Raw genomic sequence first — 23,439 nt, forward strand, 5'->3', positions numbered from 1 at the left:
GCCCAGACTCATTCGGCGATTCGTTCCCGGCCACCGGTCAGGTCTGCCAACTCAGCGGCCACGCGCCCCGCCTGCCAACCGTGTGCGTTGGTCACCGAATGCGACGTCGTGACAACAGACGGGAACTGTTTCTCGAACACCGAACCCACCGCCTCGGTGCGTTCGGTCATGATCGGCACCAACTCCATGCCGTACTGACTGGAAGCGTCGCGACCGGCTTGTTCCCGGGCGATCGCCAGCCGTTCCCCGATCCGGGAGGCGAACGCGAGCAGAAACGAGCGACGGAAGCTGGGTGAGCGCTTCACCCGGTCGCCGCCTGCCTCACTCAATGCGTGAGAAGCCTGAACGAGCAGCGAAGTGAACAGCATTTCACACAGGTCCAGGTCGATCGGCATCCCGACCATGCTGACAAGGCCGAATCGTTGATGCCAGAGGACGCGGACGCTATTGGAGTCCGCGACACAGTTCAGCAACTGTACTTTCGCTTCGGGGTACGGGTTGTCGACGAGCAACCGGCGCGTGACGACACGATCGCTCAATGAGGTGTGCGCCTCGGCGTCGACCACGGCGCTGTCGATGGCATACCGGGTCATGAGATCCTGTGCCTTCGCCGAGAGGGTTTCTGCTTCCTCCGCGAACGTGGTCGCTTCGGCCTTGGCCAGCAGGCCGCGGATGCGGGACAGCACCTTGGGTTCGGGCCCAGGCTTGGCCGGCCGTGACGCCGCCGCGCCGGTGACCCAGTTCGGTGGGGTGGCCATCAGTGGCGTCATGGGGGTCAGATAGCTGCAGAAGCCGAGGAGCGACAGGATCGCCGTCCAGGTGTCCGTCGGCTCGGCGTTCTCCGCCGCACGCCAGGCGGACAGCCGGCCACAGGCGGGTGCGTCGTCGGCGCCGATGTTCAGCTCGTCGAGTTGCTCGCGCCACGGCTCCGGGGCGCTCTTGTGTGCCGAGGTGCGGCTCGCATGGGAGCCGATCGCGGCAACCGTCAGCCGGGCGGTGCGCGCACCGAATTCCCGGCGCACCGCATGCACCAGCTCGACCGGCTGCCACCCCGAGGCGAATGCGTGGTCCATCGACGTGTCGAGCATCCGCGAGACCCGGTCCAGTACAGCGCCGGCAACGGGGGAACTTTCGAGCTCCGCCAGGTTGTCGACCGTCCGGCGCAGCGACTCCGCATTCGCCGACGGCCCGAAAGCGAACTCGATTCCTGCGAACACCAACGATTCGGCGTCGAAATCGGGACGGAACTCGCGATGTTGACGGGTGCCGCTACGCTGCTGCTTCTTGCGTTTGCGTGCGGCACGGTTCTGCTGGCTGTTGCGGCTCACGGCGCCCTCCTTGCTCAGTGTGAACATTCACGTTCCTACCAGGGCTCTCCGACATCGACGGAGCCCCGGAACCCGTGTCGCCCGCGAGGTCACTCGAACAACCCGCGAAGGTCGTCGGCGTCCAGACTGGAGCTGAGCAGGGAGTCGGCGTCCATCACGCTCGCGAACAGCGCCGACTTCTTCGCCTTCAGCGCCATCACCTTGTCTTCGATCGTGTCCTTCGCGATCAGCCGATAGACCATCACGTTCCGCGTCTGCCCGATGCGATGCGCCCGGTCCACGGCCTGCGCCTCCGTTGCCGGGTTCCACCACGGGTCGAGGATGAAGCAGTAATCGGCCTCCGTGAGGTTCAACCCGAAGCCGCCGGCCTTGAGGCTGATCAGGAACACCGGGGCGGCGCCCTCCTTGAACTCGCGGAGCACGTCCCCGCGACGACGGGTGCTGCCGTCGAGGTAGCTGTGCGCGATCCCGGCGTCCGCGAGCCGGTCGCGGATCTTGCCAAGGAACCCGGTGAACTGGCTGAACACCAGCGCCCGGTGACCGCCCGCGACGACGTCCGAGAGCTGCTCGAGCAGGGCGTCCACCTTCGCGGACGGGACGTCGTGATATTCGGCGTCCACCAGTCCGGCGTCGAGGCTCAGCTGCCGCAGCAGGGTCAGCGACTGCAGGATCGTGAAGCGGTTCTTGTCGACGTCGGCGAGCAGGCCGAGGATCTTCTGCCGCTCACGCTGCAGGTGGGTGTCGTAGACCTTGCGGTGCCGCGGGTGCAGTTCGACGTCGAGCACCTGCTCCTGCTTGGGCGGAAGATCCTTCACCACTTGCTCTTTGGTGCGGCGCAGCATCAGCGGCTTTATGCGGCGGCGCAGCTGCGCCAGAAGTTCGGTGTCGCCCTGCTTCTCGATCGGCTTGCGGTAGTAGTCGGTGAACCGGGCCGGATTCGGGAACAGTCCCGGGGCGGTGATCGACAGCAGCGACCACAGCTCCATCAGGTTGTTCTCCATTGGTGTGCCGGTGATCGCCAGCTTGAACGGAGTCTCCAGTCGGCGGACGCACTGGTAGATCTTGGACTGATGGTTCTTGGTGAACTGCGCCTCGTCGAGGATCAACCCCGACCACGCGGACTCCGCATAGGCCTCGAACTCCAAGCGGAACAGGGTGTACGACGTGACGACGATGTCGGCGCCCTCGATCAGTTCGTCGAAGGGAACGCGCCTGCGGGATCGGGTGTCGGAGATCGCGACGACACTCGCGTCCGGGGCGAAGCGGGCCGATTCGGACTCCCAGTTCGACACGACACTGGTCGGGGCGATGATGAGGAACGGCGGCGCGGCCGGATTCGACTGCCGCGCATGGCAGATCAACGCCAGCGCCTGCAGCGTCTTGCCGAGCCCCATGTCGTCGGCGAGGATGCCCCCCAGTTCGTGCTCCCACAGGAAGGCCAGCCAGCGGAACCCCTCCAGCTGATACGGGCGCAGCTGGGCGTCGAGCGTGCTCGGGGCTTCTGCGGGCCCGATGGTGGTCGGCGACATCAGGCCGTCCACCTGCTGCCGCCACTGCGTCGCCTGACGTTCGACGGTGCCGAGCGCGGCGAACTCGTCCCACAGGCTCGCCTGGAAACGGCTCAGCCGCAACGTCCCGTCCGCGCGGTCGCGGAGGGCGCGCGCCTCGTCGATCAGCTTCCGCAGCGTGTGGAGTTCGGGCTTGTCGAGGGAGAAGTAGGCGCCGTCGGGCAGCAGCAACTCGGTCTTCCCCGCGGCCAGCGCCGAGAAGACCTGGTCGAACGGTACGTCCCGGCCCTCCACCGTGAGGGTGACGCCGAGGTCGAACCAGTCGGTGCCGCCCTCGGATGCGGTGACGGACACCCCGATGGCCAGGGAGTCGCCGGCCTCCCAGTAGTCGGCAGGTTCGCCCGAAACGTCGATCGACACATCGGACTTGCCGTGGAGCAGGGGCAGGACCTCGGTGGTGAACCGCATCGTGTCGAGTCCGCGCAACGCCGTCGCTTCGGGACCGGTCGACCCCAACCCGTATCTGTCCCAGGCGATGTCGAGTTCGTCGAGCAGTGCGCGTTCGCGGGTGTCGTCCCGGTACTCGTCGCCGGGGGTCCTGGCCGACAGCGGCGCACGGTGCTCGTCGCCCCCGACGGTGTACAGCCATTCCCAGTCGACGGCGACCTCGTGGTCGGGGTGATACGACGCCCGCATCACCAGAGTGGGCTCGGAGATCGCGGGTGGGACGAACGAGCCGTCGGAGGAGATCACGGTGGCCAGGTTGCGCAGCTTCGGCAGGAAGTCCGCCAGGAAACGGGGCTCTTCGGCGGCGGGCACCTCGATGGGCGTGCGGCGGCGCACCAGATCCTGCAAGGGGCCGGGTACGACGGAGTCGAGGCGCGCGAGGTGTATGCGGTCGTCCGCGTCGACGTAGAACAGGCCGTGGGCCCGGACTCCGATGAAGCCGACGGTCACTGCGTCGACGGGTTCGCCGTCGACGCGGACCACCGGCCGTACGACGAGAGCGCCGGTGGCGTCGTCGCGGGTGGCGTCGAGGCAGACCTCGGCCGAGCGGTAGGGGGCGAGTGCGCCCAAACGCTTGGAGGAGTGGATGAGCTCCACGCCGACCCGGGTCGCCTCGTCGAGCAGCGACCACAGCTGGCGGCTGGGGAAGACGCCGAGGTCGAGATCGGTGTGATTCTGGCGGCGGTACGTCAGACCCCCGACGGACAGCAGATGGATCTCGTGCAGCACCCGGATCTGCTCGGCCGGATGCTGGAACTGGCTGCCCAGCTTGTTCCACGCCAACCCGCCGACGATCCAGCCCTTGCTGCCCGGCTGGACGGGCCGCACCAGCAACTGGGGTGCCGCGTCGGCGGCCGACGCCTGGACCCGGAACTGGATGGCAAGCGGCGAACGCCCGCCGGAGTCGCCGAAGGGATCGGCGGTGAGCAGGGAACCGAGCGAGCGTTCCCAGGTGGGCGCGACCGCCGCCTGCGCCTGGGACCTCGCCTGTTTCATCGCGGTGATCAGCAGGGCGGCGACGTGCTTGCAGTTCATCCCGACCGGACACGTGCAGATCCCGTACCGGTACACGGTGCGGCCAATGCTGGAGACGATGAACGCCGACGTGGAGTACGGCTCCCTCGCCGTGCCCGCGACCTCGCCCCACAGCTCCTTGGCCGCCGGATCCCACGACATCTGGATCACCGCGTTGTCGCGGGCGTACTGCTCGCCGCGGGTGTACGTGGTGGTGCCGAGGACCGCCTTGATCGACGCCACGTCGATGTCGCGCAATTCCCCGGGAAGCATGGCCACAGAGTAGTCAACCGATCCGACACGGTCGCCGGGGTGCGGTGACTCCCACCCCAGGGTTCCTTGTTCCGCACCGCGCCCGATCGGAGACTTCGGAGCGTCGGGGGAATCCCAGCGATCGGAGAGAACAGCATGGCCGAGATGGTCGAATCACCCCAGGCGCACCGCACAGGTGGTGTCGCCCGAACACTGATCACCGTGTACGGAATGGTCGTCTACGCGACGTTCCTGATCGTGTTCCTGTACGCGATCGGATGGGTCGAGGGGCTGGTGGTGCCCCACACGATCAACGATGGTCCCGACGCCCCCGTAGCTTTCGCCGTGGTCATCGACGTGGCGCTGCTGACGGTTTTCGCCATGCAGCATTCGGTGATGGCCAGGCCCTGGTTCAAGAAACACTGGACCAGGATCGTCCCGCAACCGATGGAGCGCTCGACCTACGTCCTGTTCGCCACGGCCGCGCTGGCGCTGCTGATGTGGCAATGGCGTCCGCTACCCGAGCAGATCTGGGACGTGGAAACCGACTGGGTCCGCGTCGTGATCTACGTCGTGTCGCTCGGCGGGTGGGCCCTCGTGCTGGCGGCGACGTTCGCCATCGACCACTTCGACCTGTTCGGGCTGCGCCAGGTGCTGCGGAACCAGAGTGGAAAGTCGGCTCTGCCCAGTCACTTTCGGACACCTGTGCTGTACCGGGTGATTCGGCACCCGCTGTATGCCGGTTTCATCATCGCGTTCTGGGTGGCACCGACGATGACCTGGGGCCGGCTGCTGTTCGCCGTCGGGACCACCGGCTTCATCCTGGTGGCGGTGCGCTTCGAGGAGCACGACCTGGTCGACACGTTCGGCGACGACTACCGCACCTACCGCTCGCGGGTGCCGATGCTCGTCCCGAGGGTCGGCTCGCGAGGGCGGTAGCGTCACAGACCCCCGGCGACGTCGATGGTCGTGGCGGTGACGTAGGACGCCTGGTGCGACAGCGCCCACAACACCGCTTCGGCGATCTCCTCGGGCTCCGCGACCCGGCCGAGTGGCACCTTCCCGGCCACTCGCCCGGGTCGTTCCGGATCGCCGGCAGCGGCGTGGATGTCGGTGTCCGTCGTACCGGGAGCGACGCCGACGACGCGGATGTTCGCGCTCGCCAGTTCCCGCCCGAGTCCCACCGTGAAACTGTCCACGGCAGCCTTGGAGGCCGCGTAACCGACATATTCGCCCGGCGCGCCGGTGCGGGCCGCGATCGAACTGAGATTGACGATGACGCCGGGGCGTCCCTGCCGGATCCAGTGCTCGGCCGCCGCGCGGGCGGAGGCCATCGCCCCGAAGACGTTGACGTCGAACACCTCCCGCATCACCTCGTCCGGGGTGGTGAGGAACGTGCCGAGTGGGCCGGTGGTCCCCGCGTTGTTGACCAACGCGACCAGCTGACCGCGTTGGTCGGCCGCATCGACGACGGCGACGGCCTCATCCGCGTCGCGGACGTCCGCCCGCACGGCGGTGGCGCGGACACCGCAGTGGTGGACGAGTTGCGCGGCGGCCTCGTCGTCGTTCTGGAACGTGAACGTCACCTGATAGCCGCGGTGGACGGCGAGGCGCACCACCGCTGCGCCGATGCCGCGGGATCCACCGGTGACGAGGATGTGTTCGGACACGCTACGAGCGTATCCGGGCGATCAAATGCGGACCAAAGCTGACCGCTATCGGTTCTACGGTGTGAGAGAAACCGATTCGCCGACGCAGGAGGACCGCATGACCGTCGATCCGATTCCCGAGGGCTACACCACCGTCACGCCGTGGATCATCTCCCGCGACACCGCTGCACTCATCGACTACGTGAAGGCGGCGTTCGACGGCGAGGAACTCGGACGGATGGTGAGCGAAGACGGCACCATCGGGCACGCCGAGGTGAGGATCGGGAACGCCGTCGTGATGATGTTCGACGCGCGACCCGACTGGCCGCCGACGCCCGGGTTCCTCCGCCTGTACGTCGAGGACGCGGAGGCGGTGCTCGCGCGGGCCGTCGCCGCCGGCGGCACGCTGGTGACGAAGGCGACACACCTGTTCTGGGGCGACCTCGTGGGCCGCGTCCGCGACCCGTTCGGCAATCTCTGGTGGGTCCAGACCCACATCGAGGACGTCGACGAAGCCGAGATGACCAGGCGCATGAGCGACCCGACGTTCACCGCCGCAATGGACTACGTGCAGAGCGCGGACTTCTTTCCCGGGCGGTAACCCGGATCAGCGATTCGGCCTGCCGAACGTGATGCTCGGCGCCGTCACGGTGACGGACGCGATCCGGACCGCCACGCCGGACGGCTTCGGCGGCTCGGCGTCGATGATCGTGGGGTGATAGTCGATCTGCTCGGGCGACGGACGGGCCGGCGCGAACACGCTCCGGACGACCCCGATCGGGGTGCGGGCGATCGCGTCGGCCGACTGCTGGATCTGTTCGAGCGTCCGGAACACCGTGTCGAAATTGTCGGACTGCTGGGTGGTGCTCACCGCCTCGACCACCGGCCGCATCGTCCGCAGCAGGAACACGACCTCCTCGAGCAGTTCCTCGGTGAGCCGGAGGATGTGGAACGAGGTCTTCGCGACCTCGATCGGCACGGTCACGGCGCACACGGCGACGCGGACCGGTCCCTCGGCTGCAGTGGCCACTTTCCGGACAGTGCGCTCGACGGGGGACGGCACGAAACGGAAAACGAAGTTCACCAGTCGACCCCCTCACAGCACGGCGTCCTTATCTGTGCCGGGGAGGTTACCGCGCACACGCTCGCCACGCAGGTCGAGCGAGCGCCGTCAGCCGGGCAGCAGGGCCCGCACGGCGTCGATGGTGTCGGCGTCGGCGGCGGTCTTGTCGGGGCGGTAGCGCAGGACCCGCGCGAATCGCAGCGCGAGCCCGCCGGGATAGCGCGTGCTGACCTGGACGCCGTCGAGTTCGATCTCCACGACGAGGTCGGGCTGCAGATACACGGTGTGGTCGTCGCGGCTGCGTTCGTGGCGCGGGAATTCGTCCGTCTGCCACTGCAGTAGCGCGTCGGTGAGGCCCTTGAACGTCTTGCCCACCATGATCGGTTCGCCGCCGTCCGGGTCGCGCGCACCGAGGTGCAGGTTGGACAGGTAGCCGGTGCGCCGCCCGTAACCCCATTCGGCGCCGAGCACCACCAAATCGAGTGTGTGCTCCGGTTTCACCTTCTGCCAGGCGCGGCCGCGTCGTCCCGCCGCATACGGCGCGGCGAGCGATTTGACCATCACACCTTCGTGGCCGGCGGCAAGGGCGTCGTCGAAATGGGTGGCGGCGCCGTCGCTGTCGGGGCGGATCAGCCCGGGGATGCGGTGTTGTGGGGCAACGCGTTCCAGCGCGTCCAGCCGCTCCTCCAACGGCGCGTCGAGAAGATCGACGCCGTCGAGGTGCAGGCAGTCGAAGAAGTAGGGGTGCAGCAGCAGGTCGCGGGCGGACTCGGCGCCGAAGCGGCTCATCGTCTCCTGGAACGGTCGGGGCCGGCCGCTGTCGGTGAGTGCCAGCGTCTCCCCGTCGAACACCGCCGACGTGCACGGCAGGCCGGCGACGAGTTCGACGAGTTCCGGCACGCTGCCGGTGATCTCGCGCAGGGTGCGGGTGAAGATGCGCACCTCGTCGCCGTTGCGGTGCACCTGGATCCGTGCACCGTCGAGTTTGTATTCGACGCTGACGTCGCCGCCGAGTTCGGTCCACGCGGAGGTGAGTGATTCCGCGGGGGACGCGAGCATGGGCCGGACCGGTCGGCCCACCTCCAGCCGGAACGCGGTGAGGGCGTCCACGCCGCCGTCGAACGCCGCGACCGCGGTCGCCGGCAGCCGTCCCGACAGCATGAACGCCCGGCGCACCGGTTCGACGGGAAGGTCGGCGGCCGCCGCGATCGCGTCGGTCATCACCCCCTCCAGCGCGCCCTGACGCAGGTCGCCGGTGAGCAGCCGCAGCAGGAAGTCCCGCTCGTCGGCGGTGGTGCGGGCGAAGAGGTCCGCGAGCAGTTCGCGTCGACGAGCGGCGGATCCGGAGCCGGAGATCCCGGCGACGGCGGCGACAGTCCCGTCGAGTTCCGACACCGTCACGGACGGCACGTCGGCCGGGGTGGCGGGGATGTCGGCGATCGTCCGCCAGCCGATCCCGATCCGGCCCTGCCGAAGCTCCCCGGACAGCCACGCCACCACCGGTTCCACCTCGGCCGGCTCCAGTTGGGTGAGGACCTCACGCAGCGCCCCGACCTTCACCTTGCGCGACCGGGTGGCCCCCACGTCCCGGGACGTCGCGACGATCTGCGAGAACAGCACACCCCGACGGTAACCGGAACGTCCCGTGGGCGGTCAGAATCCGCCTGATCGAAACACTGGGCCGACCCGGCCGTCGTTCCTAGGCTTCGACGATGAGCACCCCACGTCGCCGGCCGCTGAAAACGGTCACGGGAGTCAGCGGCGCCGTGAGCACCTATGCCGCCGCCATCGATCCGCAGCAGTCGACCGTCGCGTCGTCGATCGAGCCGCGAAGATCGCCGAGGCCAACAAGTTCGACGCGCTGTTCGCCGCCGACCTCCTCAGTTTCGGGGCGCAGGGCGCGATCGGCGCGCAGGAACGCGCTGTTCGACAGCTGGCAACCCGGGGCACTGACGTCCGACGGTGCCGGGGGAACCACGCTCGACGCCGATCGAGTGCGGCCGATCGACCACGCGGGCACGTACTTCACGGTGAAGGGCCCGTTGAACATCCCGCCGCTGCCGCAGCGTCGTCCCGTGCAGTTCCAGTCGGGCCAATCCGCCGCCGGCGTGGAACTCGGGGCCCGATTCGCGGAGGTCGTGTTCACGTCGCTGCCCACCCTCGAGGACGCCATCACCTACACCAAGAGCATCCGGGCGCGGGCCACCGAACTGGGCCGCGCCGACGGGCTGCCGCTGATCATGAGCTCCTTCCACCCACCTACGGCGCGTCCGAGGCGGAAGTGCGCAGGTTGGTCCGGGAACAGGAGGAGGCAACGGACCTCGACGCCGGCCGGATCCGGCTGGAAGAATGCTCGGTGGCGACGTCGACCTGTCCGGGCTGCCGCTCGACAAGCCGATCCCGGTCGACGTCCTGCCCGACGTCCGGTCGGTGAACCGCCGCCGCGGACGGGTCGAAATCTTCAGCCGGCTCGCCGCGTCCGGGCGGACCCTGCGCGAGCTGATCATCGCGTCCAAGGACACTGGCCACTGGGCGGTCGCGGGAACACCCGAACAACTCGCCGACGCCGTCCAGGAACGCTACGACGCCGGTGTCCTCGACGTCATCTCCCTCGGCGGGCTCGCCGAGGAACGAACCCGGGACTTCGTCGTCAACGGTCTGCTGCCCGAACTGCGGCGTCGCGGAATCGTCGGCAACGACTACGTGGGCGACACGTTCCGGGACAATCTGGAACTACCCCCGCTGCCTCCTCGGGACTGACATCAGTTCTCCACCTCGGTGCCGTCCACGACGATCCGCACGCGGTCGGGGTAGAACGACACGTGGTCGTCAATGCCCGACGCCTCCGCGGTGGTGAACGGGTAGAACCATGCGGCGTCCTCGACGGGGTCGGAGCCGTCCGCCCCGGTGAACGACAGATACGACGCCGTCCCCTTGTACGGGCAGGACGTCCTGGTGTCGGAGGCGGTGAAGAACTCGGGCCGCACGTCGATGCGGGGAATGTAGTAGCGCACCGGCAGCGACGTCTCGAACAGCAGTCGCGGGCGGACGGTGTCGGCCACGAGCGTGTCACCGACGAACACCTCGACGTGCCGGGACGACGGCAGCACGTCGACGCGGACATACGGATCGCGTGCGTGGACGAACACCTGCTGATCCTCCTCATACCAGGCGTCCATCCTGTGCCAGTAGAACGCGACGTACGGGCTGAGGTCGAGGGAGTCCTCGAGTTTGGCGTCGTATCCCCACACGGATTGCTCGGCGCGACGGTCGCCGACGACGAGATCCCAGTACCGGGCCTTGCCCTTCCACGGGCAGGTCGTGGTGGCGTCGACGGGCTCGAGGAGGTCGAAGTTCACGTCGTCGCGGGGAATGTAGTAGACGGGCAGGTGCCCCTTCTCGAACAGGTACACCGAACGGGCGGTGTCGGCGACCACCTGGCCGCCGAAGAACACCCGGATGCGCTTGTGATTGGGTTCGATCGAGATGCGGCCGTTCTCCGCGAACTGCTGGGTAGCGGCGGCATGCGTGAGAGCTGTGGACATCACTCCATGGTGCGCCTTCGGCGCCCCGTGCGGGGTTAAGGAGGCTCTGGACTCGTTAACCACGCACGGGTGCGGAGCGCCGCGACACCGGCGGTCACGACCCACACCGTGAACGGATAGAGGGCCAGGCGTTCGGTGATGCCGAACGGCGCGCCGGGGAGGAGGATCGCCGCCATCCCGACGACCCCGACGATGCAGCACAGACCGGTCCAGAGCGCGAAGATGCGCCATCGCCGGTGGAGTGCGATCGCGATGACGATCATCGCGGCGTTGCGCGCGACGAACGTCGGGGTCGCGACCAGTTGGTGCAGGTGAGCGTCCACATCGATCGGAACGACTCCCGTCAGGGCCGCACTGACGGAGGCCAGTGCGAGCAACGTCAACGCTGCCCGGCGCAGGCGTCCCGGTGGCAGGAACTCGCGAAGGCCCACCGCTCCCGCGAGAATGAGCACCCCGGTCAGCACGAAAGCGCTGTTGATCACTGTGTGCAGCGGTGAGCAGAGCCGGGCGGCCGCGGCCTGGGCCGCGGAGCCGTCGCAGCCCGTGACACCCAGATTGCTGACCGAGTTGGTTCGCACCTCGTACGACCGCGGCCAGGCGCGCGCGGTCACGACCTCTGCGAGGAAATACACGGCGATGAGTACCCAGGCCGTGGCTCCGACCCGCACAGCCAACAGTCGCTGGGCGGGTGACGGCGTTCGCACGACGCTCACCCCTCCGAACCGTACCCGGCTCACCGAGTGGATTGTTGACAATCTTCGGGAGCGGCTCGACCATGTAGCCATGGCCGCGCTGACGAGAATTCCGGTAGCTGACTCCGAAGAGACGGGACAGATCGACGCGTGGCTGAGCTGACACGTCCCGCGGCCGACCTGCATGCCGAGCTCGCCGAGCTGGGCATCGACCTCGACATCGGATCGCGGCGGCGCGCCGAATACTCCTTCGACGCCTCCAATTACCGGGTGCCGCCGCTGGCGGTGGCGTTTCCGCGTAGCGCCGACGACGTGGTGGCGATCGTCCGGGCCTGCACCGACCGCGGCATCCCCATCACCAGCCGCGGCGGCGGCACGTCACTCGCAGGCAACGCGATCGGCAGGGGAGTGGTACTCGACTTCTCCCGGCACATGAATCAGGTGCGGGCCGTCGACGCGTCCGCCCGAACGGCCGTCGTCGAACCCGGCATCGTCCTCACGGACCTGCAGAAAGACGTGCAACTGGCGACGGACGGCGCGTTCACCTTCGCGCCCGACCCGTCCAGCAAGTCCCGCGCGACCGTCGGCGGTGCGATCGGCAACGACGCCTGCGGCAACCACTCGGTGCGGTACGGACGCACGTCCGATCACGTCGTCGCACTCGATCTCGTGACGGCGGACGGGCACCGGCTGACCGCAACCCGCGACGGGCTGCGGGCCACCGACCCGGACGACGCGGCCGCGGCGAGCGAGGCCGGGCGGATCGCCGCCGGACTCGACGCGCTGACGCAGCAGCATCTCGGCGACTTCCGGCTCGAGCTGGGCCGCATCCCACGGCAGGTGTCGGGATTCCACCTGGCGAACCTGTTGCCCGAGAACGGCTTCGACGTGGCCCGAGCCCTGGTGGGAAGCGAGGGGACGTGCGCGGTGATCGTGGCCGCGACCGTCGCGCTGGTGCCGGTGCCGCCCGCGGCGATGCTGCTGTGCCTCGGATACCGCGACCTGGTGGACGCCGCCCGCGACAACGCGCTGATCCTCGAATACTCACCCGCCGCGATCGAGGGCATCGACTCGGCGATCGTCGACACCATGCGGCACCTGCGCGGCGCCGACTCCGTGGTCGGGCTGCCCGACGGCGAGGCCTGGCTGTACGTCGACCTCGACGGCGAGGATCTCGCCGAGGTGAAAGTGCGCGGGGCCGAACTGGTCTCGAAGCTGCGGGCGGCCGGGCGGCTCGTCGACTCGCGGGTGGTCGGGGACCCGGCGGAACGCGCGTCGCTGTGGCGGGTGCGCGAGGACGGCGCCGGACTGTCGGCCCGGCTCGTCGAGGGCGGCGAATCCTGGACGGGCTGGGAGGATTCCGCCGTCGCACCCGACCAGCTCGCCGACTACCTCGTCGACATCAAGGCCCTGCTCGCCGAATTCGGTCTCACCGGCGTGATGTACGGGCACTTCGGCGCCGGCTGCATGCACATCCGCATCAACTTCGACCAGCGCACCGAGGAGGGCCGGGACGTGATGTCGCGGTTCATCCACCGCGCCGCCGAACTGTGCGTGCGGTTCGGCGGATCGATGTCGGGCGAGCACGGCGACGGTCGCGCGCGGTCGGCGCTGCTGCCGATCATGTACACCCCCACCATGATGGCGGCGTTCGCGACGTTCAAACGGCTCTGGGATCCGACCGCCGTCCTGAACCCGGGCAGCATCGTCGACCCCGAACCGCTGCTGGGCAGCCTCTCCCTCGACGGTGTGAACCCGCGGGCGTGGCAGACCACATTCGACCTCACCCCCACCAGCGACGTCCCCGTCGCACCGTTCGTCCACGCCGTCCAGGGCTGCATCGGAGTGGGCCGCTGCCGCGCGTCGACCGGCGGGGTGATGTGCCCCAGCTTCCGCGCGACCGGCGACGAGAAGGACTCCACCCGCGGCCGCGCCCGCGCCCTGCAGGAAATGGTCCGCAACTCGCCGACCGTCGCCGACGGATGGCGCTCCGAGGACGTCAAGGAATCCCTCGACCTCTGCCTGTCCTGCAAGGCCTGTTCCACCGACTGCCCGGTGGGCGTCGACATGGCCACGTACAAGTCCGAATTCCTCGACCACCACTACCGCGGCCGGGTGCGTCCGCTGTCGCACTACTCCCTCGGCTGGCTGCCGGTGTGGCTGAAGATCGCCGAACGCTCCGCCCCCGTGGTGAATCGGCTCACCGCGGGCCGGCTGGCGAAGGTCGCGGCCAAGCTGGGTGGTCTCACCCCGCACCGGTCGATGCCGGAGTTCGCGTCCCGCAAGCAGATTCGACGCGAGGTCGGGGAGACGTCGCAGAACGGCACCGCGGACGTCGTGGTGCTCGCCGACACGTTCACCCGCGGATTCCGCCCCGAGGTGGTCGGCGCCGCGTCGCGGGTACTCGCCGAGGCGGGCCTCAGCTCGCAGTGCCGCAGCGACGTGTGCTGCGGGCTCACCTGGATCTCCACCGGACAGCTGAAGCAAGCGAAAAAGACGCTCGCCAAGGCGGCCGAACTCCTCGACGACGGCACCGACCGTCCGATCGTCGTTCTCGAACCGAGTTGCGCCGCCGCGTTCCGCAAGGACTTGCCCGAACTCGTCCACTCCGACGCCGCCCGCCGCGTCGCCGCCCGCGTGCAGAGCTTCGCCGGCGCGGTCCTCGAGCGCGCACAGGCGGGCTGGACCCCGAGCGCGGCGCTGCCCGAGGACGTCACCGTGCAGACCCACTGCCACGAATACGCCGTGTTCGGTGCGGCCGGTCAGCGGAAGGCGCTGCAAGCGATCGGGGTGGAGCGTGTGCGCGAGGCCACCGGATGCTGCGGCGTCGCAGGAAACTTCGGGTTCGAGGCCGACCACTACGACCTCAGCATGCAGGTGGCGGAACAGGCACTCGCCCCCGCACTGCGCGACAGTCCCGAAGACGCAGTCGTGCTGACCGACGGATTCAGCTGCCACATGCAGGTGCGGCAACTCGACCCGACCCGATCGTCGCAACACCTCGCCCAGCTGCTCGACCCCGCACCACCGTCGAAAACCGAACACCAGAGCGGAGACTGACATGTCGCAGTTGTCGATGACCAGTGAACAGCGCGAGAAGTTCCTCGCCGACGTGCACGTGGGGGTGATCGCCGTCGACCGCGACGGACGGGCACCGCTCGCCGTGCCCATCTGGTACGGCTACGAACCCGGCGGCCACGTGTACGTCTGGACCGGACGCGGGTCGCTGAAGGAGCGGCTGATCCGCGCTGCCGGCCGCTTCAGCCTCGTCGCCCAGGACGAGAAGCCGCCCTACCGGTACGTCAGCGTCGAAGGTCCGGTGGAGTTCGACGAATCACCCACCGCCGACGTAGTCCGCGAACTCGCCACCCGCTACCTCCCCGCCGAGGAGGTCGACAGTTTCGTCGAGCAGGCGTACGACGACAGCGCCATCGTCATCCGCATGCGACCGGAGCACTGGCTGAGCGTCGACTACGGCAAGGGCGCGTAGCGCCCGTGCGCCTTTGTGGTAGCTGGGACAACCAGAAAGGCGCACGGGCGTTCAGCTCACGCTGATTCTGACGATGGCGGCGAGGGCCGATGTGCGGAAGCGTTGAAGGGCAGTTGTTCCGCCTCGACAGGAGCGCCCTTCATGACCGAACTTCTCGACCTGAGCACCGACGTCCTCGTCATCGGCGGCGGCCCCGCCGGAACGTGGGCGGCGCTGCGCGCACGGCAATCCGGCGCGGACGTCGTCCTCGTCGACAAGGGGTATTGCGGAACCAGCGGCGCCACCGCGCCTTCGGGCACCGGCGTCTGGTACGTCGACCCCGACCCGTCCGCACGGGCGAAGGCCAAGGCCAGCCGTGAAGCGCTCGGCGGCCATCTCGCCGACCACCACTGGATGGACCGCGTCCTCGACCAGACGTACGCGAACATGAATCTCCTCGCCGAAGAAGGCCGGTACCCGTTCCCCGTCGACCCCGACACCGGCAGGCAGATCCGCACCGGACTCCAAGGGCCCGAATACATGCGGCGGATGCGGGCGTGGGTGAAGAAGGCGGGCGTCCGGATTCTCGACCACTCGCCGGCCCTCGAACTGCTCGTCGACGCCGACGGTCAGGTGCGCGGCGCGGCGGGTTACCAGCGCCACGACGACCGCGACTACCGGATCACCGCGGGCGCCGTCGTGATCGCGAGCGGCGGCTGCGCGTTCCTGTCCCGCGCCCTGGGCACGAATGTCGACACCGGCGACGGCGCGCTGATGGCCGCCGAGGTGGGTGCGACGTTCTCCGGCATGGAGTTCTCCAACGCGTACGCGATCGTCCCCGCCAACTCCACCATCACCAAGACCGCCTACTACGGCTACGCCACGTTCTTCCACGCCGACGGGCGCGTCCTCGAGGGCGCCGGCTCCACCAAGGGGCGTTCGGTGATCGCGAAAACGCTGCTGTCCGAGCCGGTGTTCGCCCAACTCGACCGCGCCGACGACGACGTGCAACGCAAGATGCGGCTCGGCCAGCCCAACTTCTTCCTGCAATTCGACCGTCGCGGCATCAACCCGTTCACCGACCGCTTCGAGGTCAGCATGCTCGCCGAGGGGACGGTGCGCGGAACCGGCGGCATCGACGTGGTCGACGACACCTGCGCGACGTCCGTCCCCGGCCTGTTCGCGGCGGGCGACGCCGCGACCCGCGAACGCATCTGCGGCGGCTTCACCGGCGGCGGCAGCCACAACTCGGCGTGGGCGATGTCGTCCGGCAGCTGGGCGGGCACGGGGGCCGCGAGGTTCGCGCGAACCGAACGTCGGGTCCGGGCCGGCGGACTGCGTCCCGCCGGGCGGGCCGGTCTGCGGCCCACGCAGCGGTTGGGGCTGGAGGCATCCGCCGTCGTCGCGGCCGCGCAGGCGGAACTCATCCCGTACGAGAAGAACTACCTGCGGGACGGTGTGCGGGTGCAGGGTGCGCTCGACGAGCTGGAGTCGTTGTGGACGGCGTTGTCGCTGGGGCTCGGCGGCGACTCCGGCGACGACCGTGTCCGGGCCCGTCAGGCCGCGGCGATCACCGCGGTGGGGCGGTGGATGTACCACTCGACGCTCGCGCGGACGGAAACCCGTGGAATGAGCAAGCGCGCGGACTACCCGGACCTCGACCCCGCGCAGCACCACCACGTACTCACTGGTGGGCTGGACGACGTCTGGACCGCGACCGGTGCGGCACGCAGCGGGCTGTTGCGGGTGGCCTCGTGATCGAGGTACTGCTGGCCGAGGCGTGCATCGGCTGCGACAAGTGCGTCGACGCGTGCCCCACCAACGTGTTCGACCGCACCGACACCGGGATCCCCGTGATCGCGCGGCAATCGGACTGCCAGACGTGCTTCATGTGCGAGGCGTACTGCCCGGTCGACGCGCTCTACGTGGATCCGCAGTCCACGCCTCTCGTCGACGGGCAGAACATCCCGGAGGACCACATCGGCCGGTACCGCGAGAAGCTCGGCTGGGGGAAGGGGCGCGCCGCAGGCTCACTCACGGCCGTCGGGCCGTCCCTGCCGCACGGGGCACCGCCGCCAAGGCTTCGCCCGTGAGTGCGTAGCGAGTCCAGAGACTCGTCGACCACTCACAGGCGGCGGAGCCGCTAGATTGGAGGCACCGGAACAGTCGTCACCTGGGGCAGGGGTGCGGATGCAGAATTCGAAATCGACACCGATGACCGTGCCCGGGCTGCGGGTGTACCGGCCCGAATCGCCCGCGGCGCGGATGGCGCTCGTCGGCGCAACCGTCGTGGTCGGCCTCGTGCTCCTGTGGATGGCCGGGCGGTCGGGGCCCGTTCGCACGTGGATGGTGGCGGCCGGAATCGCCGTCCTGCTGGTGGCCCGGGGTCTGCACCTGCGGCGGCCCGTCACCATGACACATTCGGCGGCCGCGGTGCTGTTCGTAGCGGCAGCGGATGTGGCGTACACCAGCGCACATTCGACTCCCGGGTTCCTCCTCCTCGTGGCCACCGGACCCGTCCTGATGCTGCCGGTGCGCAGTGTGCCGCAGCCCGAGGACCGTGCCCGTGTGTTCTCGCTGATCCAGCAGACCACGGACGACCCGTTGTCGCCGTTCGCCCTCAATTCGGCGAAGTCGTACTACTTCAACGCGTCGGGCACCGCGGCGATCGCCTACCGGGCGCGGTCCGGAATAGCGGTCGTCTCCGGCGATCCCATCGGCAACGCGTTCGAATTCGGTGCCCTCCTCGACGAGTTCTCCGAGTTCACCGCCGAACGTGGTTGGCGCGTCGCGGTGCTCGGCGCGGGGGAGCGCGTCGCCCGGCTGTGGGAGATCGGCGGCGACACCCGGAAGCCGTTGACGGCGGTCCCGATCGGCCGCGACGTGGTGATCGACGTCGGACACTTCACCCTGCACGGCAGAAAGTTCCGCAACCTCCGGCAGGCCGTGCAGCGCACCCACAACGCCGGGCTGACCACCGAGATCGTTCCCGAAGCCGCGCTTGACGAACCGACGCGGCGGGAGTTGACGGACATCGTCGAGGACGCACGCGCCGGACATCAGCGCCGCGGGTTCTCGATGATCCTCGACCACCTGCTGGACGGCACGCTCCCCGGTGTTCTTCTCGTCGTCGCCCGCGACTGCACCGGGCGCGCCGTCGCGTTCCAGCGTTACGGCACCGCCGATTCCGCCCGCGAACTGAGCCTCGACGTTCCGTGGCGCGGCGAGGGCGCGCCGAACGGCACCGACGAACGCATGACCGTCGACGTCATCCGGTACGCCGAGCGGACCGGTGCGCGATACGTCTCGCTGTCGTTCGCGGCGTTCCCCGAACTCCTCGACCCCGACGCATCCGGCGCCGGTGCCCGGCTCTTCCGTCGTGTCCTGCACCTCGGCGACGTGCTGATCTCGCTCGAGTCGCTGTATCGCTACCTCGGCAAATTCCATTCCGTGGGGAACCGGCGATACGTCCTCCTGCGGTTCCGTTACCTGCTGCCCGTGGCGTTCGCGTGCATGACGTTCGAGTTCGTGCCGCATCGGGAGCGGGCCTGAGGCGCGAGGTCAGAAGTCGAAATTCTTCTCGTTCGTCGCGGTGAGCGCATCGACGACGGCCGCGAGATCGGTTTTTGAGACGTCCGGGGTCGCCTCCTTCGGCTTCGGTCGCGTCGTCTTGTCCGGTGGGGTCTGATTCTTGCCGGGCCGTTCGTCCGTCATCTGTGCACCTTCGCGATAGGCCGAGCCGGGCAGGTTTACTGACCAGTACACCGTCGGGCGTCTGCCTCCGCAACTCGACGGGGTACTGATGTGACGCGGTCCACGTCGCGACAGCTATCTGTCAGCTATCAGGCTGTGATTCACGACTGGGGAGACAAGTGTTCGTGGACGGCGATCCAGCCCGAACCTTCGCCACGCCGGAACAGGATCGTCTCCCGTTCGTCGAGCTCGACCGTTCCCGTCGAATCCCGCACGGTGGTGCCGACCCGATGCGTCAGCACCGCGACATCCGGGGCCGGGAACGTGACGTTCTGCTCGCTGGAGCGGCACGCCAGGACGCGGAACCCGTCCGATTCCCACTCGGCCCACAGGTCGCGGTAGGCCTCGCGACTAGGCAGCGGCACCGGGTGGGTGTAGAAGACGAACGTCGCGTCCGGGCTGAACGAGGCGAAGTAGGCCGTCGTGTCGTGCTCGCCGAATGCCCGGATCAGCGCGTCGATCGCGTGCTGGACGTCTGCTCGCGTCGCCGTGTCAGCCATGAGCCGGGGTCTCCTCGACTGCCAGTGTGGCTTCGCTGTCTTCGATGAACCGTTCCTCGGTGTCGAGGTCCAGCGACCGGGACAAGACCCAGTACACGATCCCGGACACGGCGAGTCCGACCGCGAACGCGACGTCGACGTCACCGAGGGCCGCGGCGATCGGTCCGACGTAGAACGGCAGCACCATGAACGGCACGGACGCGACGATGCCGGCGAAGAAGGCGGTCATGCCCCGCCACGACCACATTCCGTACAGGCCGTCCGGCGTGAACAGGTCGGTGATGGCGTAGTGCCCGCGGCGCACGAAGAAGAAGTCGGTGAGATTGACGGCGGTCCACGGCACGAGGAGGTACAGCATGATCAGCAGCGTCGTGTTGAGGACGGTCGTCGAATCGGTGAACAGCAGGCTCAGCACCAGCCAGACCGCCGCCAGTGCAAGGACGGTCACCACCCGGATCCGGCGGGACGGGGTGACCTTCCGGAAGGAGTCGATGCCGGTGATCACGGTCAGCATGCCGCTGTACGCGTTCAGGCCCATGGTCGCCACCAGCACAAGCGTCGCGACGAGGGCGAGCACGCTGCCGAGGAACGGAACCACCGAGTTGCCGGCGTCGTGGATGCCTGCAAGCGCATCCGTGGCTCCGAGTCGGGTGGCCATCCACGCGCCCACCGGGATCAGCCAGACCGGCGACGCCGAGGCGCCGAGGAACACGGCCGACACGATGGCCGACGTGCGCGTGTTGCGCGGCAGGTACCGCGAGTAGTCCGACACGTACGGCGCGTAGGTGATGTTGTAGGAGGCCGCGACACTGAACTGGGCGATGAACGCCAGCAAGGTGAACCCGCCCGTCGCGGCGCCCGCGTCGCCGCCGGCGTGCCCGAACACGACGCCCCACGTGAGGATGGCCCACAGCGGCAGCGACAGCCAGAACAGCACACGGAACGACAGGTGCAGGAGATCGTGACCGAAGATCGCGAGCAGCGTCGCGACCGCGGTGATCACCACGGCGATGACGGCCGCGTTCCACCCGAAGATGCTGTGCAGACCCGCCTTGATGATGACGACGTCCACGACGTTGAACCCGACGTACGTGAACAACGTCCCGATGAGTGCGAGGACGACACCGCGATAGCCGAACTGCGCGCGGGACTGCACCATCTGCGGGAGCCCGAGCACCGGTCCCTGCGACGCGTGGAACGCCATGAACAACGTTCCGAAGAAGATGCCGAGAATGCCCGCGACGACCGTCCAGCCCAACGACAGGCCGAGGGCGGGGCCGACGAAGCCGATGGCCACCGTGAACGGCTGGAAGTTTCCGACGAACCAGAAGGGGCCCTGGTCGCGGACCTTCCCGTGACGTTCGTCCTCGGGGACGTAGTCGATCGAGCGGGTCTCGATGGTGCCACCGAGGGTCGCGGCGGTGTCGCCGGAGTGATCTGACACTGAAACTCCTAGGAGGTGCTGTGGCTCTGATCACCACTCTGCGCACTGCGCCGCCCCGGCACCAGAGGCGAGATGTACAGTTCGTCTATTACGGTTGGGCAATGAGTACAAGAGTTCGCCGGTGATCACCGTCCAGGACGTCCTGTCCGCTCCCACGCTGCGGCTCACGTCGATGAGCGGGACGGCGGGAGTCGGCAACCCCATCACCGCAGCGCACGTGTCCGAACTGACGCGTCCGCGGGACTGGCTCCAGGGCGGCGAGTTGCTGATGACCGTCGGCCTGATGCTTCCCACCACCGAATCCGGGTGCCGCGACTACGTGCGGGATTGCGTCGCGGGCGGGGTCGCCGCACTGTGCCTCGGTCTGGGGCACGGGCTGCCCTATCAGGCGCCACCGGCGCCACTCGTCGCGGCGGCGCGGGAATTCGGCGTCCCACTGCTCATCGCCCCCGACTCGGTGCCGTTCATCGCCATCACCAAGTGGATCTTCTCCCGGATAGCCGAGGAGGAGAAACGTGCGCTCGAGGACGCCATCGAACTGAGCTATCAGCTCACCGCGGTCGCGGCCGGACCGTCGCCGCTGAGCGGACTGCTCGACAATTGGCGTTCCGTCAGCGGCTCCCTCTGCGCGGTGCTGGACGCGTCGGGCGGGGTCGTCCAACTCTCCGACGGCGTCGACGCGGCGTTCCTGCAGGACGCCCAGGACCAGGTGGGTCGCTACACCACCCGCGCGAAGGGCTGGACGGCGTTCGGCGGTGCCGGTCGGCGGGAGCTCGAACTGCACCCCGTTCGCATCGAGAACCCGCTCGCGTTCGTCGTGCTCGAGCGGTCGGCGGACAACGCGCTGCGGCACGCGTCCAATGTTCTCGTCTCGCTGCTGTCGCTCGAACTCGAACGCCGTCACGTGGCCGGCGAACCCGAGCGGCAGCGGCGGGCGGCGGCGCTGGCGCAGCTGCTCAGACCCGGCCTCCGGAGGGAGCGCGCGCACCAGATCGCGGCCGGCATCGGGCTGTCCCGCGACCCCCTGCAGATCGCCGTCGTGCGCTCCACTCCCGAGGCGGTGGCCGACCTGACCGTCCGGATCGGTTCGGCCCTCCCGGATTCCGTCCTGAGACAGCGCAACTCGGACATCGAGATCGCGCTCCCCGAGGTCGCCGGGCTGGCGGACCTACTGTCGGGCGTGGCGGAGGGATGCGCGATCGGGATCGGTGCGCTGGTTCCCGTGGACGCGCTGGCCGTGTCGGCGATGCAGGCGCGATCCCTCGTCGCCGTCAGCGCCCGACTGGGCCGCGCTGTCGACGCCAAGGAAGGGGAGACCGTCCAGTTGCTGCTCCGACTCGGCTCGGCCGACGTGCTCAGCGGCTTCTCCACCGCCGTCCTCGCACCCCTCGATCAGCTCGAGCCGCGCGAACGCGTCGAACTCCAGCGAACGCTCGAGGAATGGCTGCGAGCCAACGGGGCATGGGACCCCGCCGCGGCAGCCCTCTCCGTGCACCGCAACACCGTCCGGAACCGGATCGACAAGATCGCGGCACTGACCGGGCGGAACCTCGACCAGGCCGACGACCGCATGGAGCTGTGGCTGGCGCTCAAGGCCAGAGCGGTGACACCGTCTTCGGACGAACCCGACTGACGGTCACGCCCGGACCAGGATCTTCACCGCCGTGTCGTTGTGCTCGATCAACGTCGTGAGGCCCTCCGAGACCAGGTTGTCGAGCTCGATCCGCCCGGTGATGAACGGGGCGAGGTCGATCACGCCGCTGCGCACCATCTCGATCACCGCCTCGTGATCGCGGACGTACGCGATGGTGCCGCGCAGGTCGATCTCCTTGAGGACGAGCTTCTGCATGTCGACCGTCGCGGGCTTGCCCCAGATCGACACGTTCACCACCACGGCTGCGGGCCGAACGGCGTCGAGGATGGTGTCGAGGACGACGTCGACCCCGGCACACTCGAACCCGAGATCGGCGCCGACACCGTCGGTCAGCTCGAGCACCCGGGTCTTCACGTCCTCCGACGACGGGTCGATCACGTGATGCGCGACGCCGCTGGACAGCGCTTTCTGCTTCCGGGCGTCGCTGAGTTCCGTGACGATCGTGGTGACACCCAGACCCTTCAGCACCGCGGCCACGAGGAGTCCGATCGGCCCCGCACCGCCGACCAGCGCGACGTCGCCGGCCTTGGCCCCGCTGCGGACGACCGCATGGTGCGCGACGCTGAGCGGTTCGATCAGGGCCGCCTCGTCGAGCGGGATGTCGCCGATCTTGTGCACCCACCGGCGGTCGACCACCACCTTCTCGCTGAGTCCTCCTCCGCCACCGGCCAATCCGATGAAACCCATCTTCGTACACAGGTGGTAGTTGCCTGCCTTGCAGGACGCGCACTCGTTGCACACGAAGTACGGCTCCACCACCACGTTGTCGCCCACGGCGACATCGGTGACGCCCTCACCGACCTCCTCCACCGTGCCGGAGAACTCGTGGCCCATCGTCACCGGCGCGTTCTCGTGCGAGAGCGGATGCGGATGTCCCGGCGGGGAGATGAAGATCGGGCCTTCCAGGTACTCGTGCAGATCGGTGCCGCAGATGCCGCACCACGCGACTCGGAGTTTCACCGCGCCCGGCCGCAATTCCGGCTCCGGGATGTCGTCGATCCGGATGTCGCGTCGGCCGTGGAAGCGTGCTGCCCTCATGAATCCGCCCTCACTACGTTGTG

At 68.6% G+C, this 23,439-nt stretch carries 19 protein-coding genes and 1 pseudogene; 9 read left to right on the top strand and 11 right to left on the bottom strand.

Going from position 1 to position 23,439, the window contains the following annotated elements; all coding sequences use genetic code 11:
• Window positions 1-8: 8 nt before the first annotated feature.
• Window positions 9-1,355, bottom strand: coding sequence for a DUF2786 domain-containing protein (locus GO592_RS06040; RefSeq protein ID WP_007300505.1), 1,347 nt, complete (start codon window positions 1,353-1,355; stop codon window positions 9-11).
• 62 nt (window positions 1,356-1,417) lie between these two features.
• The gene (locus tag GO592_RS06045) at window positions 1,418-4,630 is read right to left on the bottom strand and encodes a DEAD/DEAH box helicase (RefSeq protein WP_039952819.1); all 3,213 of its coding nucleotides are present in this window, start codon (window positions 4,628-4,630) and stop codon (window positions 1,418-1,420) included.
• 135 nt (window positions 4,631-4,765) lie between these two features.
• Between GO592_RS06045 and mddA the strand changes: the two genes are divergently transcribed.
• Complete coding sequence (mddA, locus tag GO592_RS06050; protein ID WP_007300507.1) at window positions 4,766-5,548, top strand: methanethiol S-methyltransferase; 783 nt, start codon at window positions 4,766-4,768, stop codon at window positions 5,546-5,548.
• A gap of 2 nt (window positions 5,549-5,550) precedes the next feature.
• Here the strand turns inward: mddA and GO592_RS06055 are convergent, their stop codons facing one another.
• Window positions 5,551-6,279, bottom strand: a complete 729-nt coding sequence (locus GO592_RS06055) for an SDR family NAD(P)-dependent oxidoreductase (RefSeq protein ID WP_007300508.1) — start codon at window positions 6,277-6,279, stop codon at window positions 5,551-5,553.
• 97 nt (window positions 6,280-6,376) lie between these two features.
• Between GO592_RS06055 and GO592_RS06060 the strand changes: the two genes are divergently transcribed.
• A complete protein-coding gene (locus tag GO592_RS06060; RefSeq protein ID WP_039952820.1) occupies window positions 6,377-6,859 on the top strand; it encodes a VOC family protein in 483 nt (160 codons plus the stop codon).
• Window positions 6,860-6,865: 6 nt separating this feature from the next.
• Here the strand turns inward: GO592_RS06060 and GO592_RS06065 are convergent, their stop codons facing one another.
• Together GO592_RS06065 and GO592_RS06070 are read right to left on the bottom strand one after the other, a co-directional pair.
• A complete protein-coding gene (locus GO592_RS06065; protein ID WP_007300510.1) occupies window positions 6,866-7,342 on the bottom strand; it encodes a hypothetical protein in 477 nt (158 codons plus the stop codon).
• An 87-nt stretch (window positions 7,343-7,429) separates the two neighbouring features.
• Window positions 7,430-8,941, bottom strand: a complete 1,512-nt coding sequence (locus GO592_RS06070; protein WP_007300511.1) for an ATP-dependent DNA ligase — start codon at window positions 8,939-8,941, stop codon at window positions 7,430-7,432.
• Window positions 8,942-9,033: 92 nt separating this feature from the next.
• Here GO592_RS06070 and GO592_RS06075 point away from each other — a divergent pair.
• Window positions 9,034-10,081, top strand: a pseudogene (locus GO592_RS06075) (LLM class flavin-dependent oxidoreductase).
• A 2-nt stretch (window positions 10,082-10,083) separates the two neighbouring features.
• On the opposite strand, the gene GO592_RS06080 reads toward GO592_RS06075, so the two are convergent.
• Together GO592_RS06080 and GO592_RS06085 are read right to left on the bottom strand one after the other, a co-directional pair.
• Window positions 10,084-10,866 (bottom strand): DUF427 domain-containing protein, encoded by a 783-nt coding sequence (locus GO592_RS06080; protein ID WP_039952800.1) that lies wholly within the window; start codon window positions 10,864-10,866, stop codon window positions 10,084-10,086.
• Between the two features lie 35 nt (window positions 10,867-10,901).
• A complete protein-coding gene (locus GO592_RS06085; RefSeq protein WP_039952801.1) occupies window positions 10,902-11,651 on the bottom strand; it encodes a DUF998 domain-containing protein in 750 nt (249 codons plus the stop codon).
• 57 nt (window positions 11,652-11,708) lie between these two features.
• On the opposite strand from GO592_RS06085, the gene GO592_RS06090 reads away from it, so the two are divergent.
• The 5 genes from GO592_RS06090 (at window position 11,709) to GO592_RS06110 (ending at window position 18,579) form a co-directional block, all read left to right on the top strand.
• Window positions 11,709-14,618, top strand: a complete 2,910-nt coding sequence (locus GO592_RS06090) for an FAD-binding and (Fe-S)-binding domain-containing protein (protein ID WP_007300514.1) — start codon at window positions 11,709-11,711, stop codon at window positions 14,616-14,618.
• A gap of 1 nt (window position 14,619) precedes the next feature.
• Window positions 14,620-15,048, top strand: a complete 429-nt coding sequence (locus GO592_RS06095; protein ID WP_005254105.1) for a pyridoxamine 5'-phosphate oxidase family protein — start codon at window positions 14,620-14,622, stop codon at window positions 15,046-15,048.
• 141 nt (window positions 15,049-15,189) lie between these two features.
• Window positions 15,190-16,785 carry an FAD-dependent oxidoreductase gene (locus GO592_RS06100; RefSeq protein ID WP_007300515.1) on the top strand — a complete coding sequence of 532 codons (1,596 nt, stop codon included), beginning with the start codon at window positions 15,190-15,192 and terminating at the stop codon, window positions 16,783-16,785.
• Window positions 16,782-17,120 carry a 4Fe-4S dicluster domain-containing protein gene (locus GO592_RS06105; protein ID WP_007300516.1) on the top strand — a complete coding sequence of 113 codons (339 nt, stop codon included), beginning with the start codon at window positions 16,782-16,784 and terminating at the stop codon, window positions 17,118-17,120. Before GO592_RS06100 ends, GO592_RS06105 begins: the two co-directional genes overlap by 4 nt.
• A gap of 97 nt (window positions 17,121-17,217) precedes the next feature.
• Complete coding sequence (locus tag GO592_RS06110; protein ID WP_007300517.1) at window positions 17,218-18,579, top strand: bifunctional lysylphosphatidylglycerol flippase/synthetase MprF; 1,362 nt, start codon at window positions 17,218-17,220, stop codon at window positions 18,577-18,579.
• A 9-nt stretch (window positions 18,580-18,588) separates the two neighbouring features.
• Here the strand turns inward: GO592_RS06110 and GO592_RS06115 are convergent, their stop codons facing one another.
• The 3 genes from GO592_RS06115 to GO592_RS06125 all read right to left on the bottom strand — a co-directional run bounded on the left by GO592_RS06115 (window position 18,589) and on the right by GO592_RS06125 (window position 20,724).
• Window positions 18,589-18,741 carry a hypothetical protein gene (locus GO592_RS06115; protein WP_007300518.1) on the bottom strand — a complete coding sequence of 51 codons (153 nt, stop codon included), beginning with the start codon at window positions 18,739-18,741 and terminating at the stop codon, window positions 18,589-18,591.
• A 140-nt stretch (window positions 18,742-18,881) separates the two neighbouring features.
• Window positions 18,882-19,280, bottom strand: a complete 399-nt coding sequence (locus GO592_RS06120; protein ID WP_007300519.1) for a YybH family protein — start codon at window positions 19,278-19,280, stop codon at window positions 18,882-18,884.
• Complete coding sequence (locus GO592_RS06125) at window positions 19,273-20,724, bottom strand: purine-cytosine permease family protein (protein ID WP_005254111.1); 1,452 nt, start codon at window positions 20,722-20,724, stop codon at window positions 19,273-19,275. The genes GO592_RS06120 and GO592_RS06125 overlap by 8 nt, the downstream gene beginning before the upstream one ends.
• Before the next feature lie 121 nt (window positions 20,725-20,845).
• On the opposite strand from GO592_RS06125, the gene GO592_RS06130 reads away from it, so the two are divergent.
• Window positions 20,846-22,357, top strand: a complete 1,512-nt coding sequence (locus tag GO592_RS06130; protein WP_007300520.1) for a PucR family transcriptional regulator — start codon at window positions 20,846-20,848, stop codon at window positions 22,355-22,357.
• A gap of 3 nt (window positions 22,358-22,360) precedes the next feature.
• Here the strand turns inward: GO592_RS06130 and GO592_RS06135 are convergent, their stop codons facing one another.
• Window positions 22,361-23,416 carry a 2,3-butanediol dehydrogenase gene (locus tag GO592_RS06135; RefSeq protein ID WP_007300521.1) on the bottom strand — a complete coding sequence of 352 codons (1,056 nt, stop codon included), beginning with the start codon at window positions 23,414-23,416 and terminating at the stop codon, window positions 22,361-22,363.
• Window positions 23,417-23,439: the final 23 nt, after the last annotated feature.

Origin of the sequence: Rhodococcus sp. 21391 (assembly GCF_016772255.1) — a bacterium.
In the GTDB taxonomy this organism is placed as follows: Bacteria; Actinomycetota; Actinomycetes; order Mycobacteriales; family Mycobacteriaceae; genus Rhodococcus_F; species Rhodococcus_F opacus.

Excerpts from the sequence above, each read along its gene's own strand:
- GO592_RS06045 (WP_039952819.1), bottom strand. The coding sequence starts at position 4,630 with ATGCTTCCCGGGGAATTGCGCGACATCGACGTGGCGTCGATCAAGGCG.
- GO592_RS06095 (WP_005254105.1), top strand. The coding sequence starts at position 14,620 with ATGTCGCAGTTGTCGATGACCAGTGAACAGCGCGAGAAGTTCCTCGCC.
- GO592_RS06135 (WP_007300521.1), bottom strand. The coding sequence starts at position 23,416 with ATGAGGGCAGCACGCTTCCACGGCCGACGCGACATCCGGATCGACGAC.
- GO592_RS06110 (WP_007300517.1), top strand. The coding sequence starts at position 17,218 with ATGCAGAATTCGAAATCGACACCGATGACCGTGCCCGGGCTGCGGGTG.
- GO592_RS06120 (WP_007300519.1), bottom strand. The coding sequence starts at position 19,280 with ATGGCTGACACGGCGACGCGAGCAGACGTCCAGCACGCGATCGACGCG.
- mddA (WP_007300507.1), top strand. The coding sequence starts at position 4,766 with ATGGCCGAGATGGTCGAATCACCCCAGGCGCACCGCACAGGTGGTGTC.
- GO592_RS06040 (WP_007300505.1), bottom strand. The coding sequence starts at position 1,355 with ATGTTCACACTGAGCAAGGAGGGCGCCGTGAGCCGCAACAGCCAGCAG.
- GO592_RS06060 (WP_039952820.1), top strand. The coding sequence starts at position 6,377 with ATGACCGTCGATCCGATTCCCGAGGGCTACACCACCGTCACGCCGTGG.
- GO592_RS06100 (WP_007300515.1), top strand. The coding sequence starts at position 15,190 with ATGACCGAACTTCTCGACCTGAGCACCGACGTCCTCGTCATCGGCGGC.
- GO592_RS06115 (WP_007300518.1), bottom strand. The coding sequence starts at position 18,741 with ATGACGGACGAACGGCCCGGCAAGAATCAGACCCCACCGGACAAGACG.
- GO592_RS06080 (WP_039952800.1), bottom strand. The coding sequence starts at position 10,866 with ATGTCCACAGCTCTCACGCATGCCGCCGCTACCCAGCAGTTCGCGGAG.
- GO592_RS06085 (WP_039952801.1), bottom strand. The coding sequence starts at position 11,651 with ATGGCTACATGGTCGAGCCGCTCCCGAAGATTGTCAACAATCCACTCG.